Below are 26,797 nucleotides of genomic sequence, written 5' to 3'. Positions count from 1 at the left end.
CTTTACTCCACTCCGTTCTTCTCACAAAATTCTGCCAGACAGCATTTGTCACAGTACGGTTTCGTCCGCGCTGTACAGACAGCCCGGCCATGTTCTACAAGTCTGTGGCAGAAATCATTGCCCTCTTCCGGCGGGATGATCTTCCAGAGAGCCATCTCCACTTTTTTCGGCTCCTTGATCCCATCCACAAGACCGATCCGGTTCGTCAGGCGGATACAGTGGGTATCAGTGACGATCGCCGGTTTCCCGAATACATCCCCCATAATAAGGTTTGCACTCTTTCTTCCAACGCCCGGAAGCTTTAAGAGGGCATCGAAATCATCCGGTACGTTTCCGTGATACTGCTCGTAAAGAATCTTCATGCAGGCGCTGATGTCCCGGGCCTTGCTTCTTCCAAGGCCGCAGGGGCGGACGATCTCCTCGATCTCGTCCACATCTGCTTCCGCCAATGCCTTCACATCCGGAAACTTTTTGTAGAGATCCTGGACTACCACATTGACTCTGGCGTCGGTACACTGAGCCGCAAGGCGGACACTGACTAAAAGTTTCCACGCCTCGTTGTAATCCAGGGTGCAGTCGGCATCCGGGTATTCTTTTTTTAATGCCGCAATCACTTTTGCCGCAAGTTTCTTCTTTTCTTCAAGTGTTTTTTCCATATGTATGCTCCTGTATATTTCCTGCCTGTTTTCCCCGCATGTCCAAAATCAGCTGCCGTTTATGTTTTTCATAGACACCAGCCAGAATTTTCTTCGGCAGTTGTTCTAGAATTTGATGCTGTCCGCAATTTTCAGGCAGTCAGTTTTTCTGATTCAGCTGATCCAGCACGTCCTGGACCGTCATATATTCCACATGTTCCGGCATCTCAATCGTCACGCCGAACCGGTCATCCACTTCCGATATAAAGTATACGATCAGGAAGGAATCAAGCCCGAGATCACTGATCAGAAATGCGTCTTTTTCGATCGGTGTGTCGATGTACGCTTCCAGGATCTCTCCGAGAATTTTCAGTTCTTCCTGTTCTGTCAGATCATTTTTTTGAGGATCCATTTATCCACCTCCGTTTATGTGCTCCCAGGATCTGAACATCCAGGAAGACGAAGTTACGTTCCTTTTAGTATAACGCTGAAATGTCTGGTTTACAATGATTTTCCTTTCAAAAAGATGCCGCATGCCAAATCGGCAAAATCCACTCCCACCACTGTCCTGTACGGAATTTTCAGTTCAGAAAATTCCTTCCCGTGTACAGTAATCTGCAATGCACACCAGTATGAAATTGCTTGCCGCCGCGAACATCTATGCCAGGCATATGGATGTGCCAAGACATATTTAGAACATGATTTTCCGAGATATAAAACTCATTCCACTATAAGAAATCCCGGGTTCTGCTGTCCTGTCATAACTCCGATTTCTGTTAAAATTACTTCTCAAAATTTGAATATTTTGGAAAAAGGTATGGACGAAACATGATTTTTGTGAGAAAATGAAACGGGTATGATGTGATTTTTTTAACGAGCATTAAGAACCATATATTGAAAGGAGTCTCAACATGATTTATTCACATGAAGTAGAACAGATGTGCACGGTTGCGCAGGGCGTGAACCATGGCGCAGCTCCGATCCCGGAGGAAGCGAAATGGGTACAGTCTAAGGAAATCAAAGATATTTCCGGTCTGACACACGGTATTGGCTGGTGTGCTCCGCAGCAGGGTGCCTGTAAGCTGACCCTGAATGTAAAAGAGGGTATCATTCAGGAAGCACTTGTAGAAACCATCGGATGTTCCGGTATGACCCACTCCGCAGCTATGGCAGCAGAGATCCTTCCGGGCAGAACGATCCTCGAAGCATTAAACACCGACCTTGTCTGTGATGCGATCAATACAGCAATGAGAGAGCTCTTCCTCCAGATCGTTTACGGAAGAACTCAGAGTGCATTCTCCGAAGAAGGTCTTCCGATCGGCGCAGGCCTTGAGGACCTCGGTAAAGGTCTCCGTTCCCAGGTTGGTACCATGTACGGTACTTTAAAGAAGGGACCGCGTTATCTTGAGATGGCTGAAGGCTATGTAACCGGTATCGCTCTTGACGCTGAGGACCAGATCATCGGCTACCAGTTCGTAAATCTTGGCAAGATGACTGACTTCATCAAAAAAGGCGACGATCCGACAACTGCTTACGAGAAGGCAAAAGGACAGTACGGCCGCGTAGCAGATGCAGTGAAGATCATTGATCCGCGTCAGGAGTAAAGTAAAATTTCACGCCTTGTGGGAAATTTTACGCTACGCAAACGGAGCAGCGCGGAGTTCGCGTTTCCCGTTTTCACAAAGAATAACTGACGTGACATTTCCGTGAGGTTTAATGGAAGAAGGAGAATAAAATGGCATTATTTGAATCCTATGAGAGAAGAATTGACAAGATCAATTCCGTATTAAACAGCTATGGCATCGCATCCATCGAAGAAGCTGAGAAGATCACAAAGGATGCTGGCCTTAACGTATATGATCAGGTAAAGATGATCCAGCCGATCTGCTTTGAGAACGCATGCTGGGCTTACACGGTAGGCGCTGCGATCGCGATCAAGAAAGGCTGCCGCCGTGCCGCAGACGCTGCTGCTGCGATCGGTGAAGGTCTTCAGGCTTTCTGTATCCCAGGTTCCGTTGCTGACCAGCGAAAAGTAGGTCTGGGACATGGTAACCTCGGTAAGATGCTCCTTGAGGAAGAGACCGACTGCTTCTGCTTCCTCGCAGGACACGAATCCTTCGCTGCTGCTGAGGGCGCGATCGGTATCGCAGAGAAGGCAAACAAGGTTCGTAAAAAACCGCTCCGCGTTATCTTAAACGGTCTTGGAAAAGATGCGGCACAGATCATCTCCCGTATCAACGGCTTCACATATGTTGAGACAAAAATGAACTACTATACCGGCGAGGTTGAGGAAGTATTCCGCAAATGCTACTCCACAGATCCGGAGAGCCCGCGTGCAAAGGTAAACTGCTACGGTGCTAACGACGTAACAGAGGGCGTTGCAATCATGTGGAAAGAGGGCGTAGACGTTTCCATCACCGGTAACTCCACAAACCCGACACGTTTCCAGCATCCGGTTGCAGGTACATACAAAAAGGAATGCGTAGAAAAAGGCAAGAAGTACTTCTCCGTAGCATCCGGCGGCGGCACAGGCCGTACCCTTCACCCTGATAACATGGCAGCAGGTCCGGCTTCCTACGGTATGACAGATACCATGGGCCGTATGCACTCTGACGCCCAGTTCGCAGGTTCCTCCTCCGTTCCGGCTCACGTTGAGATGATGGGTCTGATCGGTATGGGCAACAACCCGATGGTTGGTGCGACAGTTGCTGTTGCTGTTTCCATACAGCAGGCTGCTGATGAAGGAAAGTTCTAAAAAATCCTTATTTTATGAGACTTTTAGCTTAAATATAATATTTAGGGAGAGCATCGCTGCTCTCCCTTTCTTCATACATATTTTCACTCAAAAATCTATATTCAGGCCACATTCCGCGGTTCTTTATCCGCTTCCGCTGCTTTTCCTTTCAGCTCCTTCAAAATCCCAAGTACGATCACCGCTCCCAGCACAAACGTCAGAGCATCCGCCACCGGCTGGCACCACTGCAGCCCACGGATTCCAAACCGGACCGGAAGAACGAACAGGGCCGGGATCAGGAACAGTCCCTGACGGCCTGCAGCGACAAAGGACGCCCGGAATCCGTATCCGATGGTCTGGGTCAGCATGTTGGACATGATGATCCAGGCGGAAAGCGGCAGGGTAAGGCACTGGAACCGCATCGCCCAGGTTCCAATCTCGATCACGTCAAGATCCTCCTTCCGGAACACCCGCATGATCTGCGGCGCGCCGATAAAGCTTACAACCGCCAGTGTCATCAGAAATACAGCTGAAACCTTCACACAGAACCAGAAGGACTCCAGCACACGGTCATACCGCTTCGCTCCGAAGTTGAATCCGCACACCGGCTGGAAGCCCTGCCCGAATCCGATCATGGCGGAGCCGATAAACATCATGTAGCGGCTCACGATCGAAAGTGCCGCGATTGCCGCGTCCCCGAAGGGGTTTGCCGCAAGGTTTAATGCCGCAGTGGCAATACTTGCAACGCCCTGACGGCAGAGGGATGGGATTCCTCCGTGGAGGATCTCTCCGTAGAGTGAAAGGGAGAGTGTGATCTTTCCCGGCTTTAAATGGACACAATCTTTTCTTAATAAGCTCTGGAAAAACAGGATCCCGAAGCTGATGCACTGGCTTATCGCTGTTGCCAGCGCCGCGCCGGAAATTCCGAGGTCCAGACCGAAAATAAAGATCGGGTCTAAAATCATATTTAAGATTCCTCCGGTGGTGATCCCGATCATGGAGTAAACCGCCAGTCCCTGAAATCTTAAAAGGTTATTCATGGATAATGCTCCCGTCATCACCGGAGCCGCGATCAAAATGTATCTGGCATAATCCTTCGCATATGGCGCGATGGTATCGGTAGCTCCTAAAAGCCGCACCACCCGGTCAAGATTCGGCAGGCAGATCAGCGCAAACAGAAGTCCCACAAAAATTGCGGAGTAAAATCCCGTGGAGGCAATCCGCTCCGCTTTTTCCGTATCCCGGCTTCCGAGGACTCTCGATAGATAGTTTCCGCTTCCCATTCCGAGGGTAAATCCCAGGGCCTGGATCATGGCCATAAGGGAATAGCTGACACCCACAGCGGCCGATGCGCTGGTGCTGATCTGGCTCACGAAAAAGGTGTCCGCCATGTTGTAGATGGATGTCACCAGCATGCTGATGATCGTTGGTATCGCAAGGCTCGGGATCAGCCGTGAAATCGGTGTCTCTGTCATTTTTATGTAGCGCTGTTCCTGGGTCATGGGACTGCTCATATTTTTTCCTCCGTTTCCTCTATTTCCTATACCGAATTGCTCCGCACTACGTGCTCCCACGTATAAGCATAAAGAGCCGCCAGCGGAAGAATCCCCTTCCAACGGCAGCTCTCTATATAATTATGATTTACGCACCCGCAGCCGGACCACGTCAGCGGACCCGGTATACGGCCTGCTTTTTATTATTCTGCTTTCTTACCGCTCAGATACTCATGGATTCCGCGCGCTCCTGCTTTTCCTGCCTCCATGGCGAGAATTACGGTAGCGGCGCCGGTTACGGCATCTCCACCTGCGAATACACCCTCGCGGGATGTCTGACCATTCGCCTCATCTGCAACGATGCATCTGTGCTTGTTGATCTCAAGTCCGCCTGTTGTGGCGGAGATCAGCGGATTCGGGGAAGTGCCGAGAGCCATAATGACGGTATCAACATCGATGGTGTAGTCGGAACCTTCGATCTCTACCGGACGGCGTCTTCCGGATGCATCCGGCTCGCCAAGCTCCATCTTTCTTACGGTCATGCCCTTGACCCAGCCCTTTTCATCGGTCAGGATCTCCGTCGGGTTCGTTAAGAGGTTGAAGATGATTCCCTCTTCCTTTGCGTGGTGAACTTCCTCCGCTCTTGCCGGAAGCTCAGCCTCACTTCTTCTGTATACGATATGAACCTCCGCACCGAGACGGAGAGCGGTTCTCGCTGCATCCATCGCAACGTTTCCACCGCCGACAACAGCAACCTTCTTTCCTGCTGCGATCGGAGTATCGTAGTCATCGCGGAACGCCTTCATCAGGTTGCTTCTTGTGAGGTACTCGTTCGCGGAGAATACGCCGTTCGCGTTCTCACCCGGGATTCCCATGAATCTCGGAAGTCCGGCACCGGAACCGATGAAGACTGCCTTGTAGCCCTCCTCGTCCATCAGCTCGTCGACCGTTACAGACTTACCGATAATTACGTTTGTCTCAATATCAACACCGAGCTTCTTCACGTTCTCGATCTCCGGCTGTACGACACCCTGTTTCGGGAGACGGAACTCCGGGATACCGTAGGTTAAAACTCCGCCCGGCTCGTGAAGTGCCTCAAAGATCGTTACCTCATATCCAAATTTCGCGAGATCACCTGCACAGGTAAGACCGGACGGACCAGAACCGATGACAGCGACCTTGATGCCGTTTGTCTTCTCCGGCTTCTCCGGAACAACACCGTTCTCTCTGGACCAGTCAGCTACGAAACGCTCGAGCTTACCGATGGAGACAGCCTCGCCCTTGATGCCGCGGACACACTGGCCCTCGCACTGGCTCTCCTGCGGGCAGACACGTCCGCAGACAGCCGGAAGCGCGGAGGATCTGCCGATGACCTTTGCAGCCTCTGCGTAATTTCCTTCTTTTACTTCTTTTACGAATGCCGGGATATCGATCTTAACCGGACATCCCTGTACACATCTCGCGTTTTTGCAGTTTAAGCATCTGGACGCCTCTGCGACTGCCTCTTCTTCATTATATCCATAGCAGACTTCCTCAAAGTTCGTTGCGCGAACCTTCGGCTCCTGCTCTCTTACCGGGACTTTTTTCATTCCATCCATGTCATTTCCTCCATATCACCGATCATTCGCTGCAGTTACCGCATCCGCCGTGGTGGGTATCGCCCTCACGGAGTTTTAAAAGTGCACGGCCTTCCTCAGTCTTATACATCTGCTGACGTTTCATTGCTTCGTCGAAGTTTACGGCATGTCCGTCAAATTCCGGTCCGTCTACGCAGGCGAATTTCACCTTGCCGTCTACGGTCACACGACAGGCACCGCACATACCGGTTCCGTCTACCATGATCGGGTTTAAGCTTACGACTGTCGGAATCTCAAGTTCTTTTGTGAGAAGACATACGAATTTCATCATAATCATCGGTCCGATTGCAACACAGACATCGTATTTCTTACCCTGATTGTTTACAAGATCCTTGATGACCTCGGTAACCATTCCCTTGTGTCCGTAAGAGCCGTCATCTGTTGTCACATAGAGATTTCCGGCAACAGCCTTCATCTCCTCCTCAAGGATCAGCAGATCCTTTGTCTTGGATCCCATGATGACATCAACATCGATCCCATGTTCCTTTAACCATTTTACCTGCGGGTATACCGGAGCGGTTCCGACACCGCCCGCAACGAACAGATATTTTTTCTTCTTTAATTCTTCGATATCTTCTTTTACGAAATCAGACGGATTTCCAAGCGGCCCGACAACGTCGCGGAAGGAATCTCCGGCCTGTAACGCGGACATACGCTCTGTGGACGCGCCCACTGTCTGGAATACGATGGTGATCGTCTCCTTCTCACGGTCATAATCACAGATCGTAAGCGGAATGCGCTCGCCCTTCTCATCCATCTTCACGATCACAAACTCACCCGGTTTGCAGTTCGCGGAAATTCTCGGGGCTTTTACGACCATCAGATAGATCTTATCTGCAAGCTTTTTTGCCTCTAAAATAGGATACATATCCCATACCTCCTGTTTCCTGAGTCTTTCTGCACCTGAGATTTTCGGCACAGAAATCATACGATTGCAGCACAATGGCTGCTTTCTCATCCATCACACACTGATTGCAGATCTGACTCCGATGTGTTTTCGGATATCAGACCATTCACACACACTTATTGCCCGCTGTTCTTACAGCAATACGGCAATATTAGAGATATTTTATCATCTTTTGCCTGGATGCGCAACATAGTTTCCTTTATTTTTCTGTACTTCTGTATCACTTTCCTGTAACGCAGTGATTATTTGTAACTGTTCAGTAGTTCTGCGCACTTGCTGCGCTGACCGTAAGAAAACATAGGCTGGAAGACAAAAATCCCATCAGCGAAGCTGATCTGGAATGGATTTTTGCACGTAACTATGAAGGTACGGAATCGTTACGATTATTTTCACAAGCCCACTTCTTTTCTGCAGCTGTACCTGACAATTTCTAGACTTCTCCCAGTTCCAGCGCTTTTTTTCCAATCCGCTCATATCTGCGGAATTCATAGCAGAGATCAAAATATGTCTGCTCATCGCTGTCCGCTGTAACTTCCCAGTCCGGGTCTTTATCCAGGTTCGGAAGCCAGGTGTCCGCCATGTACTCGTAATCGATCCATGTGATGTGGGCTGTGTCGCAGTACGGGAGGAATGCCTCGTAAATTTCAGCGCCGCCAATGATGTAGATGTCCTCCGACTTGAACTGCTTTAAGAATTCCATGGCATCCTTTAAATTATGAAAGATCTCGCATCCTTTTACTTTGTACGCCTCATCTCTCGTGAGGACCACATTTTTTCGTCCTGCCAATGGCTGTCCTGCCGGAAGACTTTCCAGTGTCTTTCTTCCCATGACGATCACTTTTCCCTTTGTCTCCTCACGGAAAAGCTTCTGGTCATCCGGGATCGTCACCAGGAGTTTCCCTCTGTTTCCAATGGCCCAGTGTTTATCTACTGCCGCAATGATATTCATGGCTGTTTCCTCCTTTATATCCTGCCGTTTCGTAACTGTTCCGTACCTTCGCCTGCTGAACCTGCACCGACAGTTTTTTTCCTGGTCCCCGGCAGCAGTTACGCTGTTTATTACATTGTTTAACATTTTATCGTTCTGGATCCGCGTCATTCATGCATTCCCGCCGGATGACCTTCAATGTCGCCGCCGCGTTTAAGAGAAACGCAAAATCCGGCTGTTCTTCCTGCTTTACGCCTTTATGGTATGTTGCGAGCATGATTTTCAGCTGCTCTTCCTCTGTGGGGTATTTCCTGATGATCTCAACGATCTCATCTTTTGTCCGTTTTAATCCCGCTTCCAGATAATCCCATACCCGGTCCGCGGAAAATTCTTCCTTCTTTAATCCCGGAAGCAGCGCTGTCCCTGCGTCCTCCGGTGTCAGGATCCCCACATGGGTGATGAATATCCTTTTTGCTCCCGCATGGCGCAGCTTTTCCACCGCGTCCAGAGACATCTGATACCCTACAAGATAGCATGGCATGTAAACCTCGCTGGTGGTCACACCCACAGTCTCACTCGCAAAGATCACATCATGGTCTACCATGTAGGACAGGGAACATTTCGTGTGTCCCGGTGTCTCGAATACCGTGATCTTATGATCACCGAAATCCAGGATATCTCCCTCTTTTACGACCTTGTCTACCACAAGATCTTCATCCCGGTAGTCCGGGGCTTTTGTAAGTCCGGCCCCCTGCGCTGCCGCGTCGGAGAGTTCACGCATCGTCTTTTTTGCTGACGGTTTTTCCAGGATCTTCTTTGCGTAAGCACTTCCATAGACCACAAGATCCGGCCATTCCTTTCTGAGAAACGGGACACCGGAAATATGGTCATAATGGGAATGGGACAGGAGAACCGCGTCTAATGGCCTGTCTCCCAGTTCCCGTTTTATATTTTCGATCATTTTGTCCGCAGAATATGCCATTCCGGCGTCAAAGAGCACGTTTTTTTCTCCCTTTATGAGGTAAGCCGCCCGGCTCGCGTCTCCGCAGACGCAGACGATATAGTCGTTTTTCATTTTGTCCTCCGTTCAACCGGCACACGCCGAAGTCCATTCTTTTTTTCGAATCCCTATTATAATGAATTTCTCTGTGATTGGCAAGTTTTCATCTTGTGTATACAAAAAAAAGCCGTTATAATGGGAATGCATCCGGCGGTGTGGACGGTGCTCGGAAGCACCGGACTGCTTTTCGCCAGACTTTAACCAAGGAGAGAACACATTATGATAAAATTTGAACGCACAAGCGTCATGAACTTTGAAAATGCCATGCGCGGCGCAAGAAACCCGATGAACAGCTGGGGACGTATGGACAGCAGCTATAATGAGGACGGAGATTTTGTCTTTGGACCGAACGATCTCGATCTTGCGAAGCGTCTCCGCATGGCTGGAAGCGACCACAGAAAGTTTATCCGCCAGATCTTTGTATCCGTGGATATTACGGCTCCGCTCTACTGGTGGAAGGAATATGACACCTACAAAGTGGCGACTGTTGCAAACTCCACAAGCACCATGCATAAAATCCACTCCAAGCCGTTCGACATCGATGATTTCAGCCATGACCATATGACTCCGGACACTCTCGCTTACATGCAGACCGTTGTAGACCGCCTTGAGCAGATCCGTCTGAAATACATGAACGAGGGAAAAAATAAGGAGGACTGGTACGACATGATCCAGCTTCTCCCGTCCAGCTACAACCAGATGCGCACCTGCACGATGAACTATGAGACACTCGTCAATATTTATCATGCGAGAAAGGCTCACAAGCTTGTGGAGTGGCATACCTTCTGTGACTGGATCGGGACTCTGCCGTATGCAAAAGAGCTGATCATTGCGGACTAATTTTTTTGTGATAACTTCATAACTTGAAAAAGAATGTACCTTGGCACATTCTCGCGCCTCGCGCGGTCACTTGCGACAATCTACGTCTTCGCGCGAGTACGCATCTTTGTGCCTTTTTATGTAACAGGGAATTCCTCTGAATTTCCTGTTACATAAAAAACCGCTGCCCGGCACCTTAGTTATGGTGCCGGGCAGTTTTTGATCATATCTTATCATAAATTGATCGGGACCGGAATCTCTTTCTGCAGCGCCAGAGAGTAGATCACGGCTTCCTTCACCTTTTTCCCGGTGATCTGGGCAAGTGCCTTTGCGTAGTAGAAGAGCTGGATCTGGTAGCGGTCCAGAAGTATATTCTCTCCGCCTTCTTTTACCCGGTCTGTCTTGTAATCCACAAGTACGAGACCGTCATCCTCCTCGAACCAGGCGTCGATGATACCCTGTAACAGGATCAGCGCATCGGAATCCGCCTTGTTCATCTCCCGTGCAGGGATACCCACCACAAACTGGCTCTCTTTCCGCAATTTTCCGTTCCGGTCCGCCTGTTTCATGCGGGCTGCAATATCTGAATGGAAAAACTTCGTCAAAACGCCCGGATAGACCATATCGATGGCGGTCTCCTGCATCCGCTTTTCCTCACGGATCCGGTCGAGTTCTTTCACGATATCATCGTAACCGGAAATTTCCGCGAAGTGGATCAGCTCCAGGGCACGGTGGTAAGCGGTACCGCGGTCGGAGGCACGCTTTATTCTGGCTTTTTCTTCGGCCGCTGTATCAGACATTTTATCAATAATTTCTGAATCTTCTTTTTCCCTGACGTTCTTAATCAAAAACGCACTCTCCGCGTCATCCACAAACTGCCCCTGTTCCTTAAGCTCCGAAACTGACATCTTTGCGTGCAGCGCAAGGTCCGCCGCGTAAGGATATTTTACCCCGATGAGCCCCGGAATTTTCTCCGGCTGCGCTTTCCGCAGCTGTTCCAGTTCCAGATAGATCTTTGCCTTCTCCTCCTGGTTCTTCGCCTCCTCCACGAGAAGGTCCTTCACCGGAACATTCTTCACATCGAGGGTGTTTTTCGCCCCGTTTGACGCCATCAGGATCCAGTCCAGATAGGAGGATGCCGCGCTTAAGATCGTAAACGGCAGCGAGCCGCCAGCCGGGATCCCACCCCATTTTTCCAGCTTGTTGTCCATATACTTGTCGCCTGCGGTGATGATCAGTTTTTCCTTCGCACGGGTCATGGCAACATAGAGGATACGAAGCTCCTCGCCCATGTTTTCCAGATTTGACCGTCTCGCCAGGACATTTTTCTTTAACGTCGGTGCCTTGACCTTCTTCTCCGGGTCGAAGAAATCCGCTGCGATTCCAAGCTCCTCGTCGATCAGGATCCGTCCTCTCGCGTCCTGTCTGTTGAATTTCTTCCCGCATCCGGCTAAGAACACCACCGGGAACTCCAGACCTTTGCTCTTGTGGATGCTCATAATCCGCACCGCGTCGTCATGTTCCCCGGAGCGGGAAGCCTCACCGAAGTCGGTGTTGTATTTTTTTAACTTCTCGATGTACCGGATAAAGTCGAAAAGTCCCTGATAACTGGTCTTCTCGTAATCTTCCGCTTTCTGCACCAGCATGGCTAGGTTCGCCTGCCTCGTCTTTCCTGCCGGCATGGCGGCGGCGTACTTGTCGTACCCGGTGAGGTCGAAGATCCGGTAGATCAGGCGGGAGACTGGGAGGTACATAGATTCTTCTCTCAGCGTCGTCAGGAGATTTTGGAATGCTGCCAACTTGCGATAGATAACCGCATCTTCCTCCGATTCCCCGTGTTTCTCCAAATATCTTTTCACCGCCCCATAAAATCCAACGTCTTCCCCGCGGTCCGGATTTTTCTTGAATTCCGCCATCACGATGGCCAGCTCCCGGTCCTTCATGCCGCCGATGGGCGACTTTAACACACCAGCTAACGGAATATCCTGCATCGGATTGTCGATGAGTGCCAGCATGTTGAGCACGGTCTCCACTTCCACCGCCGTGAAATATCCGGTCCTGGAATCCGCGTAGGCGGGGATCCCTGCTGCCCCAAGGACACTTAAAAATTCCTCGGACCACCCGGAGAGACTGCGGAGCAGGATCACGATGTCCTTCTTCTTTAACGGCTCATACTCCCCGGTCTTCCCGTTAAAGATCTTCATCCCTTGTTCCGGATCCGTGAGTTTTTTGATCTCCCCGGCGATAAGTCTCGCCTCCGCCTCCTTCGCGGTATAATCCGCCTTCTCCTCGTCCATGCCGTCAAACAGCGGATCCCCGGTATTTAAAAGCAGGACCTCCGTCTTCGCCTGCCCGTCCACCGGCAGTGCCGGAAATTCCGCCCCCGGATACAACGCCGCGTCATCCGTGTACTTAATATTGCCAAGCTGCTTCGTCATGATCCGGTAGAACACGTCATTGATGCTGGAAAGCACCTCCGGCCGGCTTCGGAAGTTCTTGTGGAGCTCAATCTTCTGGTACAGCCCGTCCTCTTTCCCGTAGGACTCATACTTTTCCAGAAACAGCTCTGGTTTCGCGAGACGGAACTTATAGATGCTCTGCTTCACATCACCCACCATAAACACATTCGGCGTCCCGAACCGCTCCCTGGAAACACAGCGGATCAGCGTCTCCTGGACCTCGTTGCTGTCCTGGTATTCGTCCACAAGGATCTCCTCGTAGATCTCCGAGAGTTCATCCGCCACCAGTCCCGGCTTATGATCCAGGCTGCCTCCGGTGAGGACTTCCAGCGCAAAATGTTCCAGGTCATTAAAGTCCACCAGGTTTTTCTCCTCCTTCGCCTCCTGGAATTTCGCAGAAAACTCCTCCGCAAGCTCCAAAAGCATCAGGATCGGCTCCCGGCAGGCGTCGAGATCCGCGAACACCTCATCGATATCTCCTGGAAGGTACAATGCCTTCATCTTCTTGATGCCGTCCTTTGCGAGGTTCCTGTAGGCCGCTGCCTGTTCTTTCTTCTCCGGGTCCACATTTTTTCCCCGGACAGCCGCCAGCCTTCCAAACTTCAGCTCCTCAAGGCACTCCGCAATCTCCTGGTAAGTCCCGGCTTCCCTGAGTTCTTCCATTCCCCGGATGTCTTCCGCTAACATCGGTGCGTATGCCTGGGGACCGTCTTCCTCAGCCGCGAGATCCGCTGCCTCGTAAAGTCCGTCTAAGAATTCTTCCGCCTGGCGTTTCACATCCTGGATCAGATACTTCATCCATGCGGTCTCCTCCATAGGATCCCCATCTTCACCGGTTCCGCCAGCCCAGAGTTCCTTCCTGCAGGCCGCGATCCACTCCCCCGGCCACGGATTGCTCTGGGAGAACTCCCATACCTTTAAAATATACTCTTCCAATCCACCGTCTGTCCGCCCTGTGGCGTAGGTATCCACAAACTTTATGAACCGCTCATCTTCCCTTCCGTAATATTCCTCCAGAAGTTCCTTCATCACATCGGCTTTTAAGAGCATCAGCTCGCCTTCGTCCGCCACCCGGAATCCAGGATCCAGGTCCAGCTCGTGGAAATGTTCCCGCAGAAGGTTTAAGCAGAAGCTGTCGATGGTAGTGATCTTCGCGTGGTGGATCAGCGTGTTCTGGCGCTCCAGATTCTTATTCCCCGGATCCTCGTCCAGAAGCTTTCCGAGAGCTGTCTCCACACGCTCCCGCATCTCCGCCGCCGCCGCGTTCGTGAAGGTCATGACCAACAGCTTATCGATATCCACCGGGTGTTCCGGGTCCGTGATCATGCGGATGATCCGCTCAACGAGGACCGCCGTCTTTCCGCTTCCTGCTGCCGCCGAGACAAGGAGATTCCGGTGTCTCGTCTCAATGACTTTTTTCTGCTCGTCTGTCCACTTTGTCGCCATTACAGAATCTCCTTTCCGTCATTTTCTTTTCCAGGCGATTTCCTTTTCCCGCTTTCTATGACCTCTAAAGTTTTCTTCTTCGTTTTACCGGGATCCAGCTGTACAGGATCGACCTTATCTGCAGCCTCTTCCACTGCACCGGAATCCATCTCTTCCCCATCTTCTTCCTGGTCGATCTCCTTCCAGATCTCCTGCGCCTTCATAGGCTTAAATCTCCGGAATCCATACCCATCAGTTTTCAGATCAAACCCACACACACTGTGGTACGGACAGTAATCGCACGCCGTCCGGTTCCCCTGCTTGTAGGGATCCACTGCCACATTTCCATCCAGGATCTCCTCGCCCATCTCCCTGAGCTTCTGATTTACATAATCTGTCAAATGGGCAAACCGTTTTCCTCCAGCCACAGAGGACTTTAACTCCTGCACATACCCGTCCTTCAGTGCCACCGGGATCACATCTGATTCCTTCTCGATCTCCCGGTCCATATGCCGGATCACGTCGAGACTGCTGTTCACGAGACCATTCATGCGGAGCTTCCTTAAGATTCCCGCCTCGATCTCCTCGTCCGTCATTCCGTCCTCCCGGTCGATCACAGGATCATCGATATGGTAATAGAAGATTCCCGCCGGAACCGCCTGTTTCCCCGGATGCCGGCTCTCCTGGAGCTTTAACGCCGCGTCCATGTAGACCACAAGCTGGAGCTGCAGCCCATGGTACAAAAGCGCCAGGTCAAAGGACGTGCTTCCCGACTTATAGTCCATGATCTTCACATAGATCTTGTCCTCATCCTCAAACACGTCCATGCGGTCGATCCGCCCGCGAAGGTTCACGGCTTCCCCATCCTTCAGCGGGATCCGCGTGCTCACATCCACCTCGAACGCCTCCGGCTCAAAATCGCCCTTCCGGATCTGGTAGATCAGCGCACGCACCGTCCGGTCCGTAATCCGCTCCACCTTTTTTTCCAGGTAGGCGTTTCTCGCGGAACTCTTCATGATCGTGTTCCGGTACTTCGCGGAGACTTCCTCCACCGCCCGCTTCACGAGAGCTCGCCGCTCCGCGTCCGTGATGGTCCGGAAATCCTTTCCATGGTCACGCACATTGCGGAAAAAGGTGTCCAGGGACTGGTGGAACAGATTTCCCATGTCGGAGAGGTCCAGCTCATACTCTCTTCCCGCCCGGAGCCCAAGTCCATGATTCAGGAAGTGGGAGTAGGCGCATCCAGCGTAACCTTCCATTCTCGTCACACTGCCCCTTAAAAGTGTTCCGTAGAGCTCTCTCGCCGCCGCCCGGCCAATGCCGCCTTTCTTATAAGAATAGGCCACGGCTTTCGCGAGATCTTCCATCTCCTTCGCTTTCGCCTCATCGGAAGACAGGAAACTGTAAAGCTCCCGCGCCTTCTCATTCTCCGGATCCATCAGCCGGTCCGGCTCCTGAAGCCAGGAAAGTATGGCTCTTCCCGCCGCCGTCACAGAAATATCCGGTCGTTTTTCCGCTTCCGTCTCCCGGATAAAGAGGTCCGGGAACCGTTTTTTCATCTCCCCGATAATTCCGGACGGCCGTGTCTGTTTTCCCTCCGCCGTCACCGTCGGGTAAGATAAGATCAGCTGATCCGACGGCTTCGTCATCATGAGATAGAGGTAAAATCGTTCCATAAAGCCCTCTTCCCTGGCCGTTGGTGCTAGCTCCATAGAATTCTTCTTTAGGATCTCCCTCTCATTGTCCGTAAAAAGACCGCCTTTCGAGTGGTCCGCCGGAACCACGCCCTGGCTCACACCGAGGAAAAAGAGGACCTTGATCTTATCGAGTCTCGTTCTCTTCAGGTCACCACAGACCACCCGGTCCGCCCCCGCGGGGATCATTCCCACAGAGAGCTCCGAAAAGCCCGCGGAAAGGATCTCCGCGTACTCTCTCCTTGACACGCACTCATCGCCCAACAGGCTCTTAAACTTCTCGAAAAGCTCGATGACAAGACCATAGATCTCCTCGTACTCCCTCGCCTCCCGGTCCATGCCGGAATCCGCGAACCTCTCCGAAAACTGTTCCAGCTTTTCCTCGGCTCCCAGGGTCTCCAGGAGCTCTTTTAAGGCATCCGTCACTACCGCCACCGGAACTCCCCGTCCGGCGCAGCGCTCCCTTAAAACACGGAGCGGTTCCATGATCTTCTCCCGGAACGCATTCATCTCCACAAGATTTAAATTTTCTCCGCCCTCAAAGGTCTTCTCCCACGCCGCGTCCCACTTCGCAAATCCCCGGATCCCCATGGCCCGCACATAGATCTCCAGCCGGTCCACGGCCTCCGTCTCCTCTGTCACGAGCCCGGTCCTCAGATACCGGAACATGCTCTCATAGTCAAAGCCCTTCTGCAAAATATCCAGGGCGCTCTGGATCAGCCGGATCAGCGGATTTCCCGAAACATCCCGGTTTTCATCTAAGAACAGCGGGATCCTATTCTCTTCAAAGCTTCTCGTGATCTCCCGGCCATATCCCGGAAGATCCCCGCAGACCAGGGCGATATCCCGGTAGCGGTACCCGTCCTTTTTCACCAGCTCCTCGATCCGGTTCGTGATAAAGTCAATCTCATCCGCCGGGTCCTTTGCCTGAACCAGCATGATCTCCCTCTCTCCGCCGTAGTACCGGGTATACGGATAGCGGAAAAACGTCCTCTCCAGGTGGTCAAGAGCCGGGCTGTTCCGGAACCGCACAAGCGGGCGTTTGGAAAAGACGAGGTCCTGGTAAATTTTCGCCCCGTTTTCCTCCGCCAGCTGTTTCAATTTTCCTGTCATTTTCCGGCTCATATCAAAGAGATCCGTCTCATCCGACTCTGCCGTAAGATCCATTCCCGGCTCCATCGTTGCGGACACCGTCACAAAGACATTCCGGCAAAGTTTCAGTAAAATCCCGATAAGCCGGTACTGGATCGGCGTAAAGCCCGTGTATCCGTCTAAAACCATGGTGCTGTCCTTCAAAAGGGCAGACTGGTCCGCCACCCGGCAGAGCACATCAAGAAGTTCCTCCAGCGTGATATATTTCTCCTTCGTGAACTCCCGGAACGCCTCAAAGATCACTTCCATATCCGAGAGCTTCGCAGCCAGAATCTGTCCCACATGTTCCCCGGCTGTCTGCGCCTTTAAATCCTCCGGAGTCGCCCCGTACTGGTAGAGCTCCGAAAGCATGGACTTGATCTCACTGATAAATCCCGGGCGGTTTAAGTGGGAGGAAAACATGGTGAGCTCGTCCATCTTTTCCCCGGCAAGCTTTCTGAGGACCATATTTTTGCCCGTATCGTCCAGCACCTCCGGCTGCGGCAGGGAGAGCTCCGAGAAGATCCGGTAGGCCAGGCGCTCAAAGCTCACGATGTCGATGTTCAGCGTCCCGTGGTTCGGGTGGAGTCTCACGATCTCCTTCTGGGCCTGCATCGTCGCCTGCTCCGGCGTCACCACAAAAAACCTGCCCTCCGGTTCCTTCGCGGACAGCTCGATGATCTTCCTGTATATATATTCTGTTTTTCCGGCACCGGAACCGCCGGCGATGATGCATAATCCCATGTTATCCTCCTGCTATATGAAAAAGAATGTGCCTTGGCACGTTTCCACACCGTGCACGCTCTTCTGTGACCGTCTGCGCCTTCGCGCGGTATGCGCATCCGGACACTCGGAACATATCATTCTCTCTCAACCGTATATGCTCCGAAGGGAATTGTCAAGTTCTTTATCGCGCAGCTACCGGAGTCGGATCTTTCTCCTACGTCTCTCCTATCGGCTCCGGGATCATGAATCTTTTTCCTGCAGTTCTCATAGAATATACAAAATATTTCGTGAAAAGGATCTATTCCATGAGTTCAAAAACAAAGATCATCGTCCTCAGAATGAAGGAGATCATCTACACCGCACTTTTTATCGGTTTTGCCATCGTCCTCATCATGCTCTTTCTCTTTATGTTCCGCCCAAAGAAGGACAACATCTCCGGGAGCACGGCAGACCAGACCGCCGAGAACGCCTCATCGTCCACTCCTGCCTCCGCTACATACGTTCCGGGACTTTATTCGTCCCCCATCGTTTTAGGCAGCGAGAACGCCAATGTGGAGGTCACAGTGGACCGTACAGGGATCCGCTCCGTATCTCTCGTGCCTTTGAGTGACTCCGTTGAGACTATGTATCCCCTGATGGCACCCTCCATGGATTCCATTGCGGCGCAGATCCTGGAAAACCAGAGTCTTGAGGGGCTGGAGTATCCGTCCGGATCCCAGTATACCTCCATGGCGCTGGTGTCGGCGGTGCGGACGGCGCTTTCCAAAGCAGTTGAACAGTAATATTGAATCCCGGTGATTTCTATTCTGAGACCACCGGGTATTTTTTGTTACAGTTCAGCCATGCGCTGGTTTGAATGAGAAAGTGTGTTGCAAGCTTGCTTGCATAAGCACTTTTTCATCCAAATCAGCATATGGTGGAACCACCAAGCTTCTTGTTTTCATGAATATGGAAACAAGAAGATGTAATGACTGAACTGTAACATTTTTTCATATTTTTTTAATAACCTACTTGACAAATCGATTTTCCTCCTGTATACTCTTCACCATGATAACAATTTACCACGCTAAATCAGAATCTTGTTAACACGATAAATCAATCAGCATACAAGGAGGAACCAATCCATGAAGAAATTAAATCAGCTTCTCATCTTAGGTACAACACTTTTATTATCCGCTGCGGCACTCACCGGATGTTCCGGTTCCTCCGCAATGGGCGCTACGATCCCGCAGACAACTTCCGGAGAGACAGCAACTCCTCAGACAGACGCAGGAATCATCGCATCTGAGACCACCGGTTCCAACAACCGCCTGAACGAGATCTTAGAGCGCGGATACATCGAGATCGCAACTGAGCCGTACTTCGCTCCGAACGAATTCATCGATCCCACAAAGAGCGGCGAGGAGGCCTACACAGGTTCTGATGTCGAACTTGCAAAGTACATCGGTGAGGCACTCGGTGTTGAGGTCCGCTTAAAACCGATGGACTTCACAAGCGTTCTCGGAAGCATCACGACCGGAAAATATGATCTCGCGATCTCCGCCTTAGCCTACACACCGGCAAGAGCTGAGACCATGAACCTCTCCAAGGGTTACTATTTCGGAGACGAAGATCCGCAGACAGCATACGGCATTCTGGTCCGCAAGGAAGATGTTGACAGTATCAAATCCTTCAACGATCTTGCAGACAAGGTGGTCGTTGCCCAGAATGGTTCCCTTCAGGAGCAGTTCGTACAGGAGCAGATCCCGGCTTACAAAAAATACAACCGTGTTTCCTCCACAAACGATGGTTTCCTGATGGTCGAGACCGGAAAGAGTGATGTGATAGTCGCAGCCCTCAGAATGGCAAGATTATATCTGGAATCCAACCCGGACAGCAATCTTGTGATCGTCCCGAACCTGTATTTCAAAGTTGATCCTGAAACACAGGGAACAAGAATCGGTATCCCGAAGGGTGAGGATGCCCTCACAGACCGGATCAACGAGATCATCGACGAAGTCGTTGAGAAAGATCTTTACAATCAGTGGTACGACGAGTATACGGAGTACGCGAAGAGCCTTGGCATTATCGAATAATTCGATCCTTTGATATCCCCAGCGGCCGCGGTCAGGCCGCACCCCTTCACCGGTACCTTCCCCAGGTGCCGGAACCCCTTGGTCATGGGAGGTTCTCCCCATAATATCTCATGACAAAAAAGACGATCCGCAATTACCTGGCGGTTCGTCTTTTTTGTTCCGTCTTATCTGCCGCAGACACACCCGCGGGATCTGGTGATCCGGTCTGTCCTGCCGCATTCATTTGTTTCTTCCTACACTTCCCAGTCAGAATCCAGAAAACCTTCCCCGTAGACTTCCTGAGCCTCAGAGACGATCATAAACGCTCTGGGATCGATATCATAGACGATCTTCTTCGCCTTGTAGAACTGCTTTCTGTCCAGAACACAGATCACGGTCTTTCCATCTTCTTTCCGATAAGCTCCTTCGCTCTTTAAAAAGGTACAGCCGCGCTCCAGCTCATCCATCAGCTCATCAGCGATCTCCTTCGGTTTTTCTGTAATGACCGTTATCATGGTGCTCTTATTCATACCATAAAGGATCACATCGATCACATATGTTCCCACCACCATGTTAATGAGTCCATAAAGACCGGATTCGATATTCCGGAATACCACCATGGAAAGCAGGATGATCACAAGGTCCGTCGCCATGACCGCTTTTCCGGTCTGCATGTGCGGACAATACTTTTGTAAAAGCTTTGCGGCGATATCGCCTCCGCCTGTGGTAGAGCCGCGCATGAATATAACGGCAAGACTGATTCCGATCAGCACTCCGCCGAAAAGGCAGGATACCATCTTATCGCCGGAATACACCGGAAAATACGGTGTCACCAGACCATCCAGAATCACGGTCATGATCGCAACTGTCTTCAGTGTTTTGATCGTCTTCTCCTTTCCCAGATAGATCCAGGACGCGATCAGAAGCGGAATATTGATCAGAAATGTCAGGGTACCGATTGGGAGATTCGTCAGACGGTTTAACAGGATCGCCATACCGCTGGCACCTCCCGGCGCGATATCGATATTGTTGATAAAGCAGTGGAGTGCGACGGCCTGTACAAAACCGCCCGCCACATCTGCCAGAAGATCCAGAGCAAGCTCTTTTTCCCTCATCTTTTCCATAAGATTATCCCCCTTATATCTGCCAGTCTGAATTCATTTAATCCCGATATAATTCTTCAAATAGTTCCACCGGCACATACGCCTTCACATGGATCCCGTCATCCTGATACTCCTCCGAAAGAAGCTGTCCGCTCTTCCGGATCGTCTGGATCCGTCCGGCATCCCTGTAGGCGAATATCTTCTCAAAATAGATCCTGCGGTTTCTCAAAATTATGGCAAACAGATCCAGCAGTTCCTCAATGCCCTCTCCTGTCTTTGCCGATAATTTCACTTTATAATCCGCGGACATATCCCTGCAGGCGGTATCTGCGTCCGGGCGGTCCACCTTGTTGAATACCGTGATGATCTCCTTGTCCTTGATGTCCAATCGGCGCAGAGTCTCATAGACCACATGCATCTGCATGTCCATCTGCGGGTTCGAACAGTCCACCACATGGAGGATCACATCGCAGTAGCGCGCCTCCTCCAGGGTACTCTTAAAGGCCTCAACCAGATGATGCGGAAGTTTTCGGATAAATCCTACGGTATCCGTCAGGAGAACCTTTTCCCCTCCCGGAAGCGTCAATGCCCTCGTCGTCGGATCCAGGGTCGCGAAGAGCTTATCTTCCGCCAGGATCCCGGCTCCTGTGAGCTTATTTAAGAGCGTAGATTTTCCGGCGTTCGTGTAACCCACAATGGCCGCCGTCAGCGTTCCGCTCTGCTCTCTCTGTTTCCGCACCACATCCCTGTGGCGCTCCACATCCTGGAGCTCCGATTTTAACTGGCTGATCCTCTCGTGAATCCGTCTTCTGTCCACCTCAAGTTTCGTCTCGCCGGGTCCCCTCGTACCGATTCCGCCGCCAAGTCTCGACAGGGAATTCCTGAGACCCACAAGGCGGACGGCGCGGTATCTTAACTGCGCAAGTTCTACCTGGATCTTCCCCTCTCTTGTCTTTGCACGGGCGGCAAAGATATCGAGAATGATCATCGTACGGTCCATGACCTTTGTGTCCAGGGCGTCCTCCAGGTTTTTTAACTGTGCCGGGGAGAGCTCATCGTCGCAGACAACGCCGGTAGCGCCGGACTCCCAGACCATCTCCTTCAATTCCTGGATCTTACCTTTTCCGAGGTATGTTCCCGGATGGACATTTTCCCGGTTCTGGATCACGACTCCCACGGTCTCAGCTCCCGCGGTCTTTACAAGCTCCCGAAGCTCCTCCACGGACTCCTCCGTGTCATCGGAGGCGTTCGTGCTGGCAGCAAACAGGATGACCCGCTCCTGCTGCTCACCGATCTCTATCAATTCTGCCATTCTTTCTCCTATCTTGTCACGAGAAACGCGATCTCATGATCTGCCTTCTCGTCCTGTCCATACTGCTCCTCGTAGCTTCGGAACAGCTCCAGCGCCTTCTCATACTGGCCCAGGTACTCATAACACACGGCCTGGTTGAAGGCGATCTCTTTCTTTGCCCGGTCATCAGAGAGGGCAAGTCCCGCCTCCGCGTGCTGCAGCGCTTCCTCATAATTGCCTTTTTCCATCGCAGCCATCATCCAGCGGTTGTAAACTTCCGTGCTGGAAAAGCCCTCATCCACGAGAGTCTGGTAGAGCTCATCCGCCTTCTCCTCGTCTCCGGCAGTCATATATGCCGCCCCCAGGGCTTCCATCGCCTCTGCGTAGCCTGTAACCTCATGTTTCGCATCCGCGCTCTTACCGGACTCCAGGCGGTTCTCAGCACCATCCTGATCCCCGGAATTCGCGAGGCTCACCGCGCCGAGGTAGTAATACTCGGCTCTCGGCTTATCCACCTTCGCCAGGGTATCATAAGTATACGCCGCGGCACCATAGTCCCCCAGCATAAATTCTGCCTCACCGCGGTACTTTAATACATCGATCTCAAAAGAGGTCACCCGCGTTGTCTGGTCGATCAGGCTGTCAAACTCCGCGACAGCCCCCTCGTAATCACCGCTTTCCATGAGGGCGATGCCGTTCTCCCTGCTCTCCTTCATCTCACTGGTCACATGGCTGCAACCGGTGAGGAGGAGCAGCATACCGGATAGAAATAACGCTGATACAATGCTCTTTTTTATTTTGCTTATTTTTCTTGTTTTCTTATACTGTTTATACATTTTAAATTTTACGTTTTATTTCGTTTCTTTATATGCTTTGTAAAGTCTTTTCATGAACCTTCAGCTTCAGCACGCTCTGGCCTCGGGAATTCTTTCCCTTTTCTCCACATTTTACGCACGCGTCGTGCTTCCGAATCCACCATTTCTCACCTCATCGGCCTCATCATCCACCGTAATTCCGTACTCCACGAAAATCCCCTGGGAGAAACCTGTTCCTGCCTCCACTTCCACGGTCTTTCCCTCGCGGCTGTCATTGGTGAGCTTCACCTGGATATGGCCCTCATTGTCAGATCCGTAGTAGTCGCTGTCGATGATCCCGACGGTATTGTTTAACTGAAGACGGAACTTAAATCCAAGTCCGCTTCTCGGATAGAGCTTTAATACCCAGCCGTCATCGATCCGCGCCCGGATTCCTGTGAGGATCTTTGTCATCTCACCCGGTTTCAGCGTGAACGCTGCCGGTGCGAAGAAATCATATCCGGCAGAGCCTGCTGTGGCACGCTTCGGAAGTCTGATCCCATCGTAGATTTCCCTAATCACTTCTTCTGTATCCTGCGGGTGTTCCCCCTGCCAGTCTTTTTTAAACTGCTCAAAGCTTACTTTTTCAAATTTTGCGATTCTCTGCATGATGTCTCCTCTTCGTAAATGGTCTCCCACTACTATACCAAGACCCCGCCCCCTTTTCAAGCGTTTCAGACAGAAAATCCGGCAGAATGCACTGCGTTATTACGGCAATGTGTCCACTGCCCACAGTATATTCTGCCGGATGCTTCCGTCTCTCACGTACATTTCTATGTGGTTTTCCAAGCAGCCGCGACACTCCCGGATATTCTCTCCAGGCTGCTGTTTTCCCGAAAACTTTTTCTATAAAATATACGATATCATCTCAATCCCGAAAATGATCATATATAAAATAAATCCCGGATTCAGGTACACATACTTCCTGTACGGTGTCGGCCACCCGTTCTGGCGTCCCATCTGCCACCAGTAGCGGCGTCCGTCCCGGAAGAAAAAGTAGATCCCGGCTGCGATGAGAAGCAGGATCATAATGAAGTTTCCCACAGAAAACGCCGCTGCCATTGCGCCCATCCCCAGTGCGTTCAATCCATTTTCCACCAGCACTAACATCATGGAAAAGGAATTCACTGCCATGTGAAGCAGCACATTATAAAAGATCCGGTTCGTCCGCACCGCCACATAGCCGAGGATCAGTCCGATCACCACCGCGTACAGGCATTGGTTTAAATTTCCGTGCATCAGCCCGAACATGACCGCACAGAAGACCACCGCTGTCCGGTCCCCGAACCGTCTCGCCTTCTTTAAGAGAACTCCCCGGAAGATAAACTCCTCCATAAACGGGGCGATCAGGCAGGTATAGATCACCATTCCAGGCGTCAGCTCATCGAGGGCGTCCATCACCGGGTTCATATCCGTCGCCGGAACTCCCGTAAATATAGAAAAAAACACGTCCAGAAACACGCCGAGGAAATTAAAGATGTACCCAAGTCCCAGGCACATGAAAAGCGCCGACATCCAGACCTCCGCCGGAAGTGTATGAGCCGGTCTCCGGTCCGATCTCACAAAACATGTCATCGGAACCACCAGAAGGAACGGAACTCCGATAGAAAAGATATACTGCACCAGGACTCCCGTCCACGGAGAATCAAAAAGCCCGGAAAGCAGACGCGCTCCGCCGCTTCCCAGGCCATGGATCCGGTGCCATACCAGGCCATAGAAAGCGCTGCCCAGGTACTGGAACCCTGAGCAGGCGCACATGGCAAGGCATAAAATTGTAAACGTAATCAGAAAATCTCTTCGTTTATGCACCATATTCTTCCTTCATGATCTCACTGCTTCTCGCAATGAACTTTGTCATACGCTCCGGGGAAAGACTTCCGTGAGCGAGCTTTGCAAGGTCATAGAGCTGTTCGCAGAGCATCGGTGTCTTCTCGCCGTCCCTGTTGTTTAACACATACTTTACAAGGCCATTGTTTGCGTTGAGGACAAGTGTCTCCTCCGCCGGGAACAGATCGGAACCGCCGCCGTACATGCTGTACATCTTCATCATATCCTGCATTCTGCGGCTCTCCTCGGACACAGTGATCATGGACGCGAGGCCCTCGTTTTTCAGCTTCTCGACCTTGACGTTCAGTTTGTCATTTCCGATGGCCTTCTTGAAGACCTCCGCAAGAGTCTCGGCATCCTTCTTCTCCTGCTCCTTTGCGGCCTCATCTGTCTCCTCGGCATCTTTGAAGGTCTCGTTGACATCCGCGTCGATGCGCAGGAACTTCAAGCCCTCATTCTTCTGCTCCACATGCTGCATAAACGGGGAATCGATCGGATTCGGAAGGATCACAGCGTCGATTCCTGCTTCCCTGAACATGTTGATGTACTGGCTCTGCTCTTTCTCGTCCGTCACATAGAAGATCTTATTCTCGTGTTTCTCCCTGTTCTCCTCCAGGCAGTCAGCGAGAGTCAGGTACTTGCCATCCAGATTCTTGTAGAGGATATAGTCCTTCATCTTCTCGTCGAACTTTTCATCCTTTAAACAGCCGAATTTGATGAACGGATTAATGTCGTCCCAGTATTTCTCGTAATTCTCGCGGTCTGTCTTGCACATGCCGGACAGCTTGTCCGCAACCTTCTTTGTGATATAGTCGGAGATCTTCTTAACGAACCCATCATTCTGGAGAGCACTTCTGGATACATTTAACGGAAGATCCGGGCAGTCGATCACGCCCTTTAACAGCATCAGGAATTCCGGAATGACTTCCTTGATATTATCGGCAATGAATACCTGATTATTGTAGAGCTTGATCTTGCCTTCGATGCTCTCGTACTCCATATTGATCTTCGGGAAGTAGAGGATACCCTTTAAGTTAAACGGATAATCCATGTTCAGATGGATCCAGAATAACGGCTCCTTGAAGTCCTGAAATACCTTACGGTAGAACTCCTTGTACTCTTCGTCTGTGCACTCGTTCGGATGTTTGTTCCAGAGCGGATTTGTATCATTTACCGGAACCGGACGTCTTGCGATCTTATATTTTTCTTTTGCAGGAGAAACCTCAACTGTCTCCTTTGTTCCGTCCTCTTTTTCTTTCTCCTCTGTTTTTGCAGGCTCTACGATCGTCTCGATAATTGTATCTTTATCGGTGAGCTCATCCTTTTCGATCGTGTCATACTGCGGCTCTGCAGTCTCATCGTTTAAGTAGATCTCAACCGGCATGAACGCGCAGTATTTATCGAGGATCTCTCTTGCACGGTACTCGTTTGCGAACTCAGCGCTGTCCTCATTCAGGTACAGGGTGATCACGGTTCCGTGTCCTTCCTTTGTGCCCTCTTTCATGTCGAACTCGGTACCGCCCTCAGACTCCCAGTGGACCGGCTTTGCGTCCTGCTTGTAGGATAAGGTATCGATCGTTACTTTGTCGGCTACCATGAACGCGGAGTAAAAGCCAAGTCCGAAGTGACCGATGATCTGGTCCTCGTTTGCTTTATCTTTGTACTTGTTTAAGAAATCCTGCGCACCGGAAAAAGCGATCTGGTTGATATACTCGTCAACCTCGTCCTCTGTCATTCCGAGACCGTTATCTTCGATCCGTATCGTCTTCTCCTTCGGGTTTACAGTAACCTGAACTTTATAGGTCTCATCATCCGGTGTCTCATACTCACCCATCAGGGCCAGTTTCTTTAATTTTGTGATGGCGTCGCAGCCGTTGCTGACTAACTCACGGTAGAAAATATCGTGATCGGAATAAAGCCATTTTTTGATGATCGGGAATATATTCTCACTGTTGATTGAAAGACTTCCACTCTTTGCCATATTAAACCACTCCTTATTTCAATTCCTGCGGCGCAGGAA

The 26,797-nt window shown here is 51.1% G+C and carries 20 protein-coding genes; 5 read left to right on the top strand and 15 right to left on the bottom strand.

Going from position 1 to position 26,797, the window contains the following annotated elements; translation table 11 throughout:
• Nucleotides 1-2 precede the first annotated feature (2 nt).
• Nucleotides 3-656, bottom strand: coding sequence for an endonuclease III (gene nth, locus DWY93_RS07360; RefSeq protein WP_117470722.1), 654 nt, complete (start codon nt 654-656; stop codon nt 3-5).
• 139 nt (nt 657-795) lie between these two features.
• On the bottom strand, nt 796-1,047 hold the full coding sequence (locus DWY93_RS07355; RefSeq protein ID WP_015553560.1) for an acyl carrier protein: 252 nt from the start codon (nt 1,045-1,047) through the stop codon (nt 796-798).
• Nucleotides 1,048-1,546: 499 nt separating this feature from the next.
• Here DWY93_RS07355 and DWY93_RS07350 point away from each other — a divergent pair, with 499 nt between their 5' ends.
• Nucleotides 1,547-2,239, top strand: a complete 693-nt coding sequence (locus DWY93_RS07350) for a hypothetical protein (protein WP_015553561.1) — start codon at nt 1,547-1,549, stop codon at nt 2,237-2,239.
• A 131-nt stretch (nt 2,240-2,370) separates the two neighbouring features.
• A complete protein-coding gene (locus tag DWY93_RS07345) occupies nt 2,371-3,390 on the top strand; it encodes a GGGtGRT protein (protein WP_117470723.1) in 1,020 nt (339 codons plus the stop codon).
• 101 nt (nt 3,391-3,491) lie between these two features.
• Here the strand turns inward: DWY93_RS07345 and DWY93_RS07340 are convergent, their stop codons facing one another.
• The 5 genes from DWY93_RS07340 to DWY93_RS07320 form a co-directional block, all read right to left on the bottom strand.
• Nucleotides 3,492-4,883 (bottom strand): MATE family efflux transporter, encoded by a 1,392-nt coding sequence (locus DWY93_RS07340; protein ID WP_117470724.1) that lies wholly within the window; start codon nt 4,881-4,883, stop codon nt 3,492-3,494.
• A gap of 182 nt (nt 4,884-5,065) precedes the next feature.
• On the bottom strand, nt 5,066-6,460 hold the full coding sequence (gene gltA, locus DWY93_RS07335) for an NADPH-dependent glutamate synthase (protein WP_117470725.1): 1,395 nt from the start codon (nt 6,458-6,460) through the stop codon (nt 5,066-5,068).
• A gap of 22 nt (nt 6,461-6,482) precedes the next feature.
• Nucleotides 6,483-7,367: a sulfide/dihydroorotate dehydrogenase-like FAD/NAD-binding protein gene (locus DWY93_RS07330; protein WP_015553565.1), complete on the bottom strand. Its 885-nt coding sequence runs from the start codon at nt 7,365-7,367 to the stop codon at nt 6,483-6,485.
• A gap of 469 nt (nt 7,368-7,836) precedes the next feature.
• Nucleotides 7,837-8,355, bottom strand: a complete 519-nt coding sequence (locus tag DWY93_RS07325; protein WP_117472104.1) for a dihydrofolate reductase — start codon at nt 8,353-8,355, stop codon at nt 7,837-7,839.
• 127 nt (nt 8,356-8,482) lie between these two features.
• Nucleotides 8,483-9,409, bottom strand: a complete 927-nt coding sequence (locus DWY93_RS07320; protein WP_117472102.1) for an MBL fold metallo-hydrolase — start codon at nt 9,407-9,409, stop codon at nt 8,483-8,485.
• Nucleotides 9,410-9,613: 204 nt separating this feature from the next.
• Here DWY93_RS07320 and DWY93_RS07315 point away from each other — a divergent pair, with 204 nt between their 5' ends.
• Nucleotides 9,614-10,234, top strand: a complete 621-nt coding sequence (locus DWY93_RS07315) for a hypothetical protein (RefSeq protein ID WP_117470727.1) — start codon at nt 9,614-9,616, stop codon at nt 10,232-10,234.
• 212 nt (nt 10,235-10,446) lie between these two features.
• On the opposite strand, the gene addA is transcribed toward DWY93_RS07315, so the two are convergent.
• Both addA and addB read right to left on the bottom strand, forming a co-directional pair.
• Nucleotides 10,447-14,118, bottom strand: a complete 3,672-nt coding sequence (gene addA / locus DWY93_RS07310) for a helicase-exonuclease AddAB subunit AddA (RefSeq protein WP_117472100.1) — start codon at nt 14,116-14,118, stop codon at nt 10,447-10,449.
• A complete protein-coding gene (gene addB, locus DWY93_RS07305) occupies nt 14,118-17,666 on the bottom strand; it encodes a helicase-exonuclease AddAB subunit AddB (protein ID WP_117472098.1) in 3,549 nt (1,182 codons plus the stop codon). The genes addA and addB overlap by 1 nt, the downstream gene beginning before the upstream one ends.
• Nucleotides 17,667-17,953: 287 nt before the next feature.
• On the opposite strand from addB, the gene DWY93_RS07300 reads away from it, so the two are divergent.
• Both DWY93_RS07300 and DWY93_RS07295 read left to right on the top strand, forming a co-directional pair.
• A complete protein-coding gene (locus DWY93_RS07300; protein WP_117472142.1) occupies nt 17,954-18,430 on the top strand; it encodes a hypothetical protein in 477 nt (158 codons plus the stop codon).
• 342 nt (nt 18,431-18,772) lie between these two features.
• On the top strand, nt 18,773-19,723 hold the full coding sequence (locus tag DWY93_RS07295) for a transporter substrate-binding domain-containing protein (protein ID WP_117472096.1): 951 nt from the start codon (nt 18,773-18,775) through the stop codon (nt 19,721-19,723).
• Nucleotides 19,724-19,956: 233 nt separating this feature from the next.
• On the opposite strand, the gene DWY93_RS07290 is transcribed toward DWY93_RS07295, so the two are convergent.
• From DWY93_RS07290 to htpG, 6 genes are all read right to left on the bottom strand, one after another.
• A complete protein-coding gene (locus DWY93_RS07290) occupies nt 19,957-20,826 on the bottom strand; it encodes a YitT family protein (RefSeq protein WP_021904845.1) in 870 nt (289 codons plus the stop codon).
• A gap of 37 nt (nt 20,827-20,863) precedes the next feature.
• Nucleotides 20,864-22,117 (bottom strand): GTPase HflX, encoded by a 1,254-nt coding sequence (gene hflX, locus DWY93_RS07285; protein ID WP_117472094.1) that lies wholly within the window; start codon nt 22,115-22,117, stop codon nt 20,864-20,866.
• Between the two features lie 8 nt (nt 22,118-22,125).
• Entirely contained in the window at nt 22,126-22,812 is a 687-nt protein-coding gene (locus DWY93_RS07280; protein ID WP_165859948.1) for a tetratricopeptide repeat protein, read from the bottom strand.
• A gap of 231 nt (nt 22,813-23,043) precedes the next feature.
• Nucleotides 23,044-23,559, bottom strand: a complete 516-nt coding sequence (locus tag DWY93_RS07275) for a deoxyuridine 5'-triphosphate nucleotidohydrolase (RefSeq protein WP_021904848.1) — start codon at nt 23,557-23,559, stop codon at nt 23,044-23,046.
• 237 nt (nt 23,560-23,796) lie between these two features.
• Nucleotides 23,797-24,762 (bottom strand): CPBP family intramembrane glutamic endopeptidase, encoded by a 966-nt coding sequence (locus DWY93_RS07270; RefSeq protein ID WP_117470795.1) that lies wholly within the window; start codon nt 24,760-24,762, stop codon nt 23,797-23,799.
• A complete protein-coding gene (gene htpG, locus DWY93_RS07265; protein ID WP_117470794.1) occupies nt 24,752-26,758 on the bottom strand; it encodes a molecular chaperone HtpG in 2,007 nt (668 codons plus the stop codon). Before htpG ends, DWY93_RS07270 begins: the two co-directional genes overlap by 11 nt.
• Nucleotides 26,759-26,797 lie beyond the last annotated feature (39 nt).

The sequence above is a fragment of the Clostridium sp. AF28-12 genome (assembly GCF_003435225.1).
GTDB lineage: Bacteria > Bacillota > Clostridia > Lachnospirales > Lachnospiraceae > Pilosibacter > Pilosibacter fragilis.
Note: the sequence above shows the minus strand (reverse complement) of the source record. Positions and strands in the feature narration are given on the sequence as shown.

Coding starts and splice junctions, on each gene's coding strand:
- DWY93_RS07350 (WP_015553561.1), top strand. CDS start 1,547: ATGATTTATTCACATGAAGTAGAACAGATGTGCACGGTTGCGCAGGGC.
- DWY93_RS07330 (WP_015553565.1), bottom strand. CDS start 7,367: ATGTATCCTATTTTAGAGGCAAAAAAGCTTGCAGATAAGATCTATCTG.
- gltA (WP_117470725.1), bottom strand. CDS start 6,460: ATGGATGGAATGAAAAAAGTCCCGGTAAGAGAGCAGGAGCCGAAGGTT.
- DWY93_RS07290 (WP_021904845.1), bottom strand. CDS start 20,826: ATGGAAAAGATGAGGGAAAAAGAGCTTGCTCTGGATCTTCTGGCAGAT.
- hflX (WP_117472094.1), bottom strand. CDS start 22,117: ATGGCAGAATTGATAGAGATCGGTGAGCAGCAGGAGCGGGTCATCCTG.
- DWY93_RS07300 (WP_117472142.1), top strand. CDS start 17,954: ATGAGTTCAAAAACAAAGATCATCGTCCTCAGAATGAAGGAGATCATC.
- DWY93_RS07280 (WP_165859948.1), bottom strand. CDS start 22,812: ATGAAGGAGAGCAGGGAGAACGGCATCGCCCTCATGGAAAGCGGTGAT.
- DWY93_RS07340 (WP_117470724.1), bottom strand. CDS start 4,883: ATGAGCAGTCCCATGACCCAGGAACAGCGCTACATAAAAATGACAGAG.
- DWY93_RS07355 (WP_015553560.1), bottom strand. CDS start 1,047: ATGGATCCTCAAAAAAATGATCTGACAGAACAGGAAGAACTGAAAATT.
- DWY93_RS07295 (WP_117472096.1), top strand. CDS start 18,773: ATGAAGAAATTAAATCAGCTTCTCATCTTAGGTACAACACTTTTATTA.
- DWY93_RS07315 (WP_117470727.1), top strand. CDS start 9,614: ATGATAAAATTTGAACGCACAAGCGTCATGAACTTTGAAAATGCCATG.
- DWY93_RS07345 (WP_117470723.1), top strand. CDS start 2,371: ATGGCATTATTTGAATCCTATGAGAGAAGAATTGACAAGATCAATTCC.
- htpG (WP_117470794.1), bottom strand. CDS start 26,758: ATGGCAAAGAGTGGAAGTCTTTCAATCAACAGTGAGAATATATTCCCG.
- addA (WP_117472100.1), bottom strand. CDS start 14,118: ATGGCGACAAAGTGGACAGACGAGCAGAAAAAAGTCATTGAGACGAGA.
- DWY93_RS07270 (WP_117470795.1), bottom strand. CDS start 24,762: ATGGTGCATAAACGAAGAGATTTTCTGATTACGTTTACAATTTTATGC.
- DWY93_RS07275 (WP_021904848.1), bottom strand. CDS start 23,559: ATGCAGAGAATCGCAAAATTTGAAAAAGTAAGCTTTGAGCAGTTTAAA.
- DWY93_RS07325 (WP_117472104.1), bottom strand. CDS start 8,355: ATGAATATCATTGCGGCAGTAGATAAACACTGGGCCATTGGAAACAGA.
- addB (WP_117472098.1), bottom strand. CDS start 17,666: ATGGGATTATGCATCATCGCCGGCGGTTCCGGTGCCGGAAAAACAGAA.
- nth (WP_117470722.1), bottom strand. CDS start 656: ATGGAAAAAACACTTGAAGAAAAGAAGAAACTTGCGGCAAAAGTGATT.
- DWY93_RS07320 (WP_117472102.1), bottom strand. CDS start 9,409: ATGAAAAACGACTATATCGTCTGCGTCTGCGGAGACGCGAGCCGGGCG.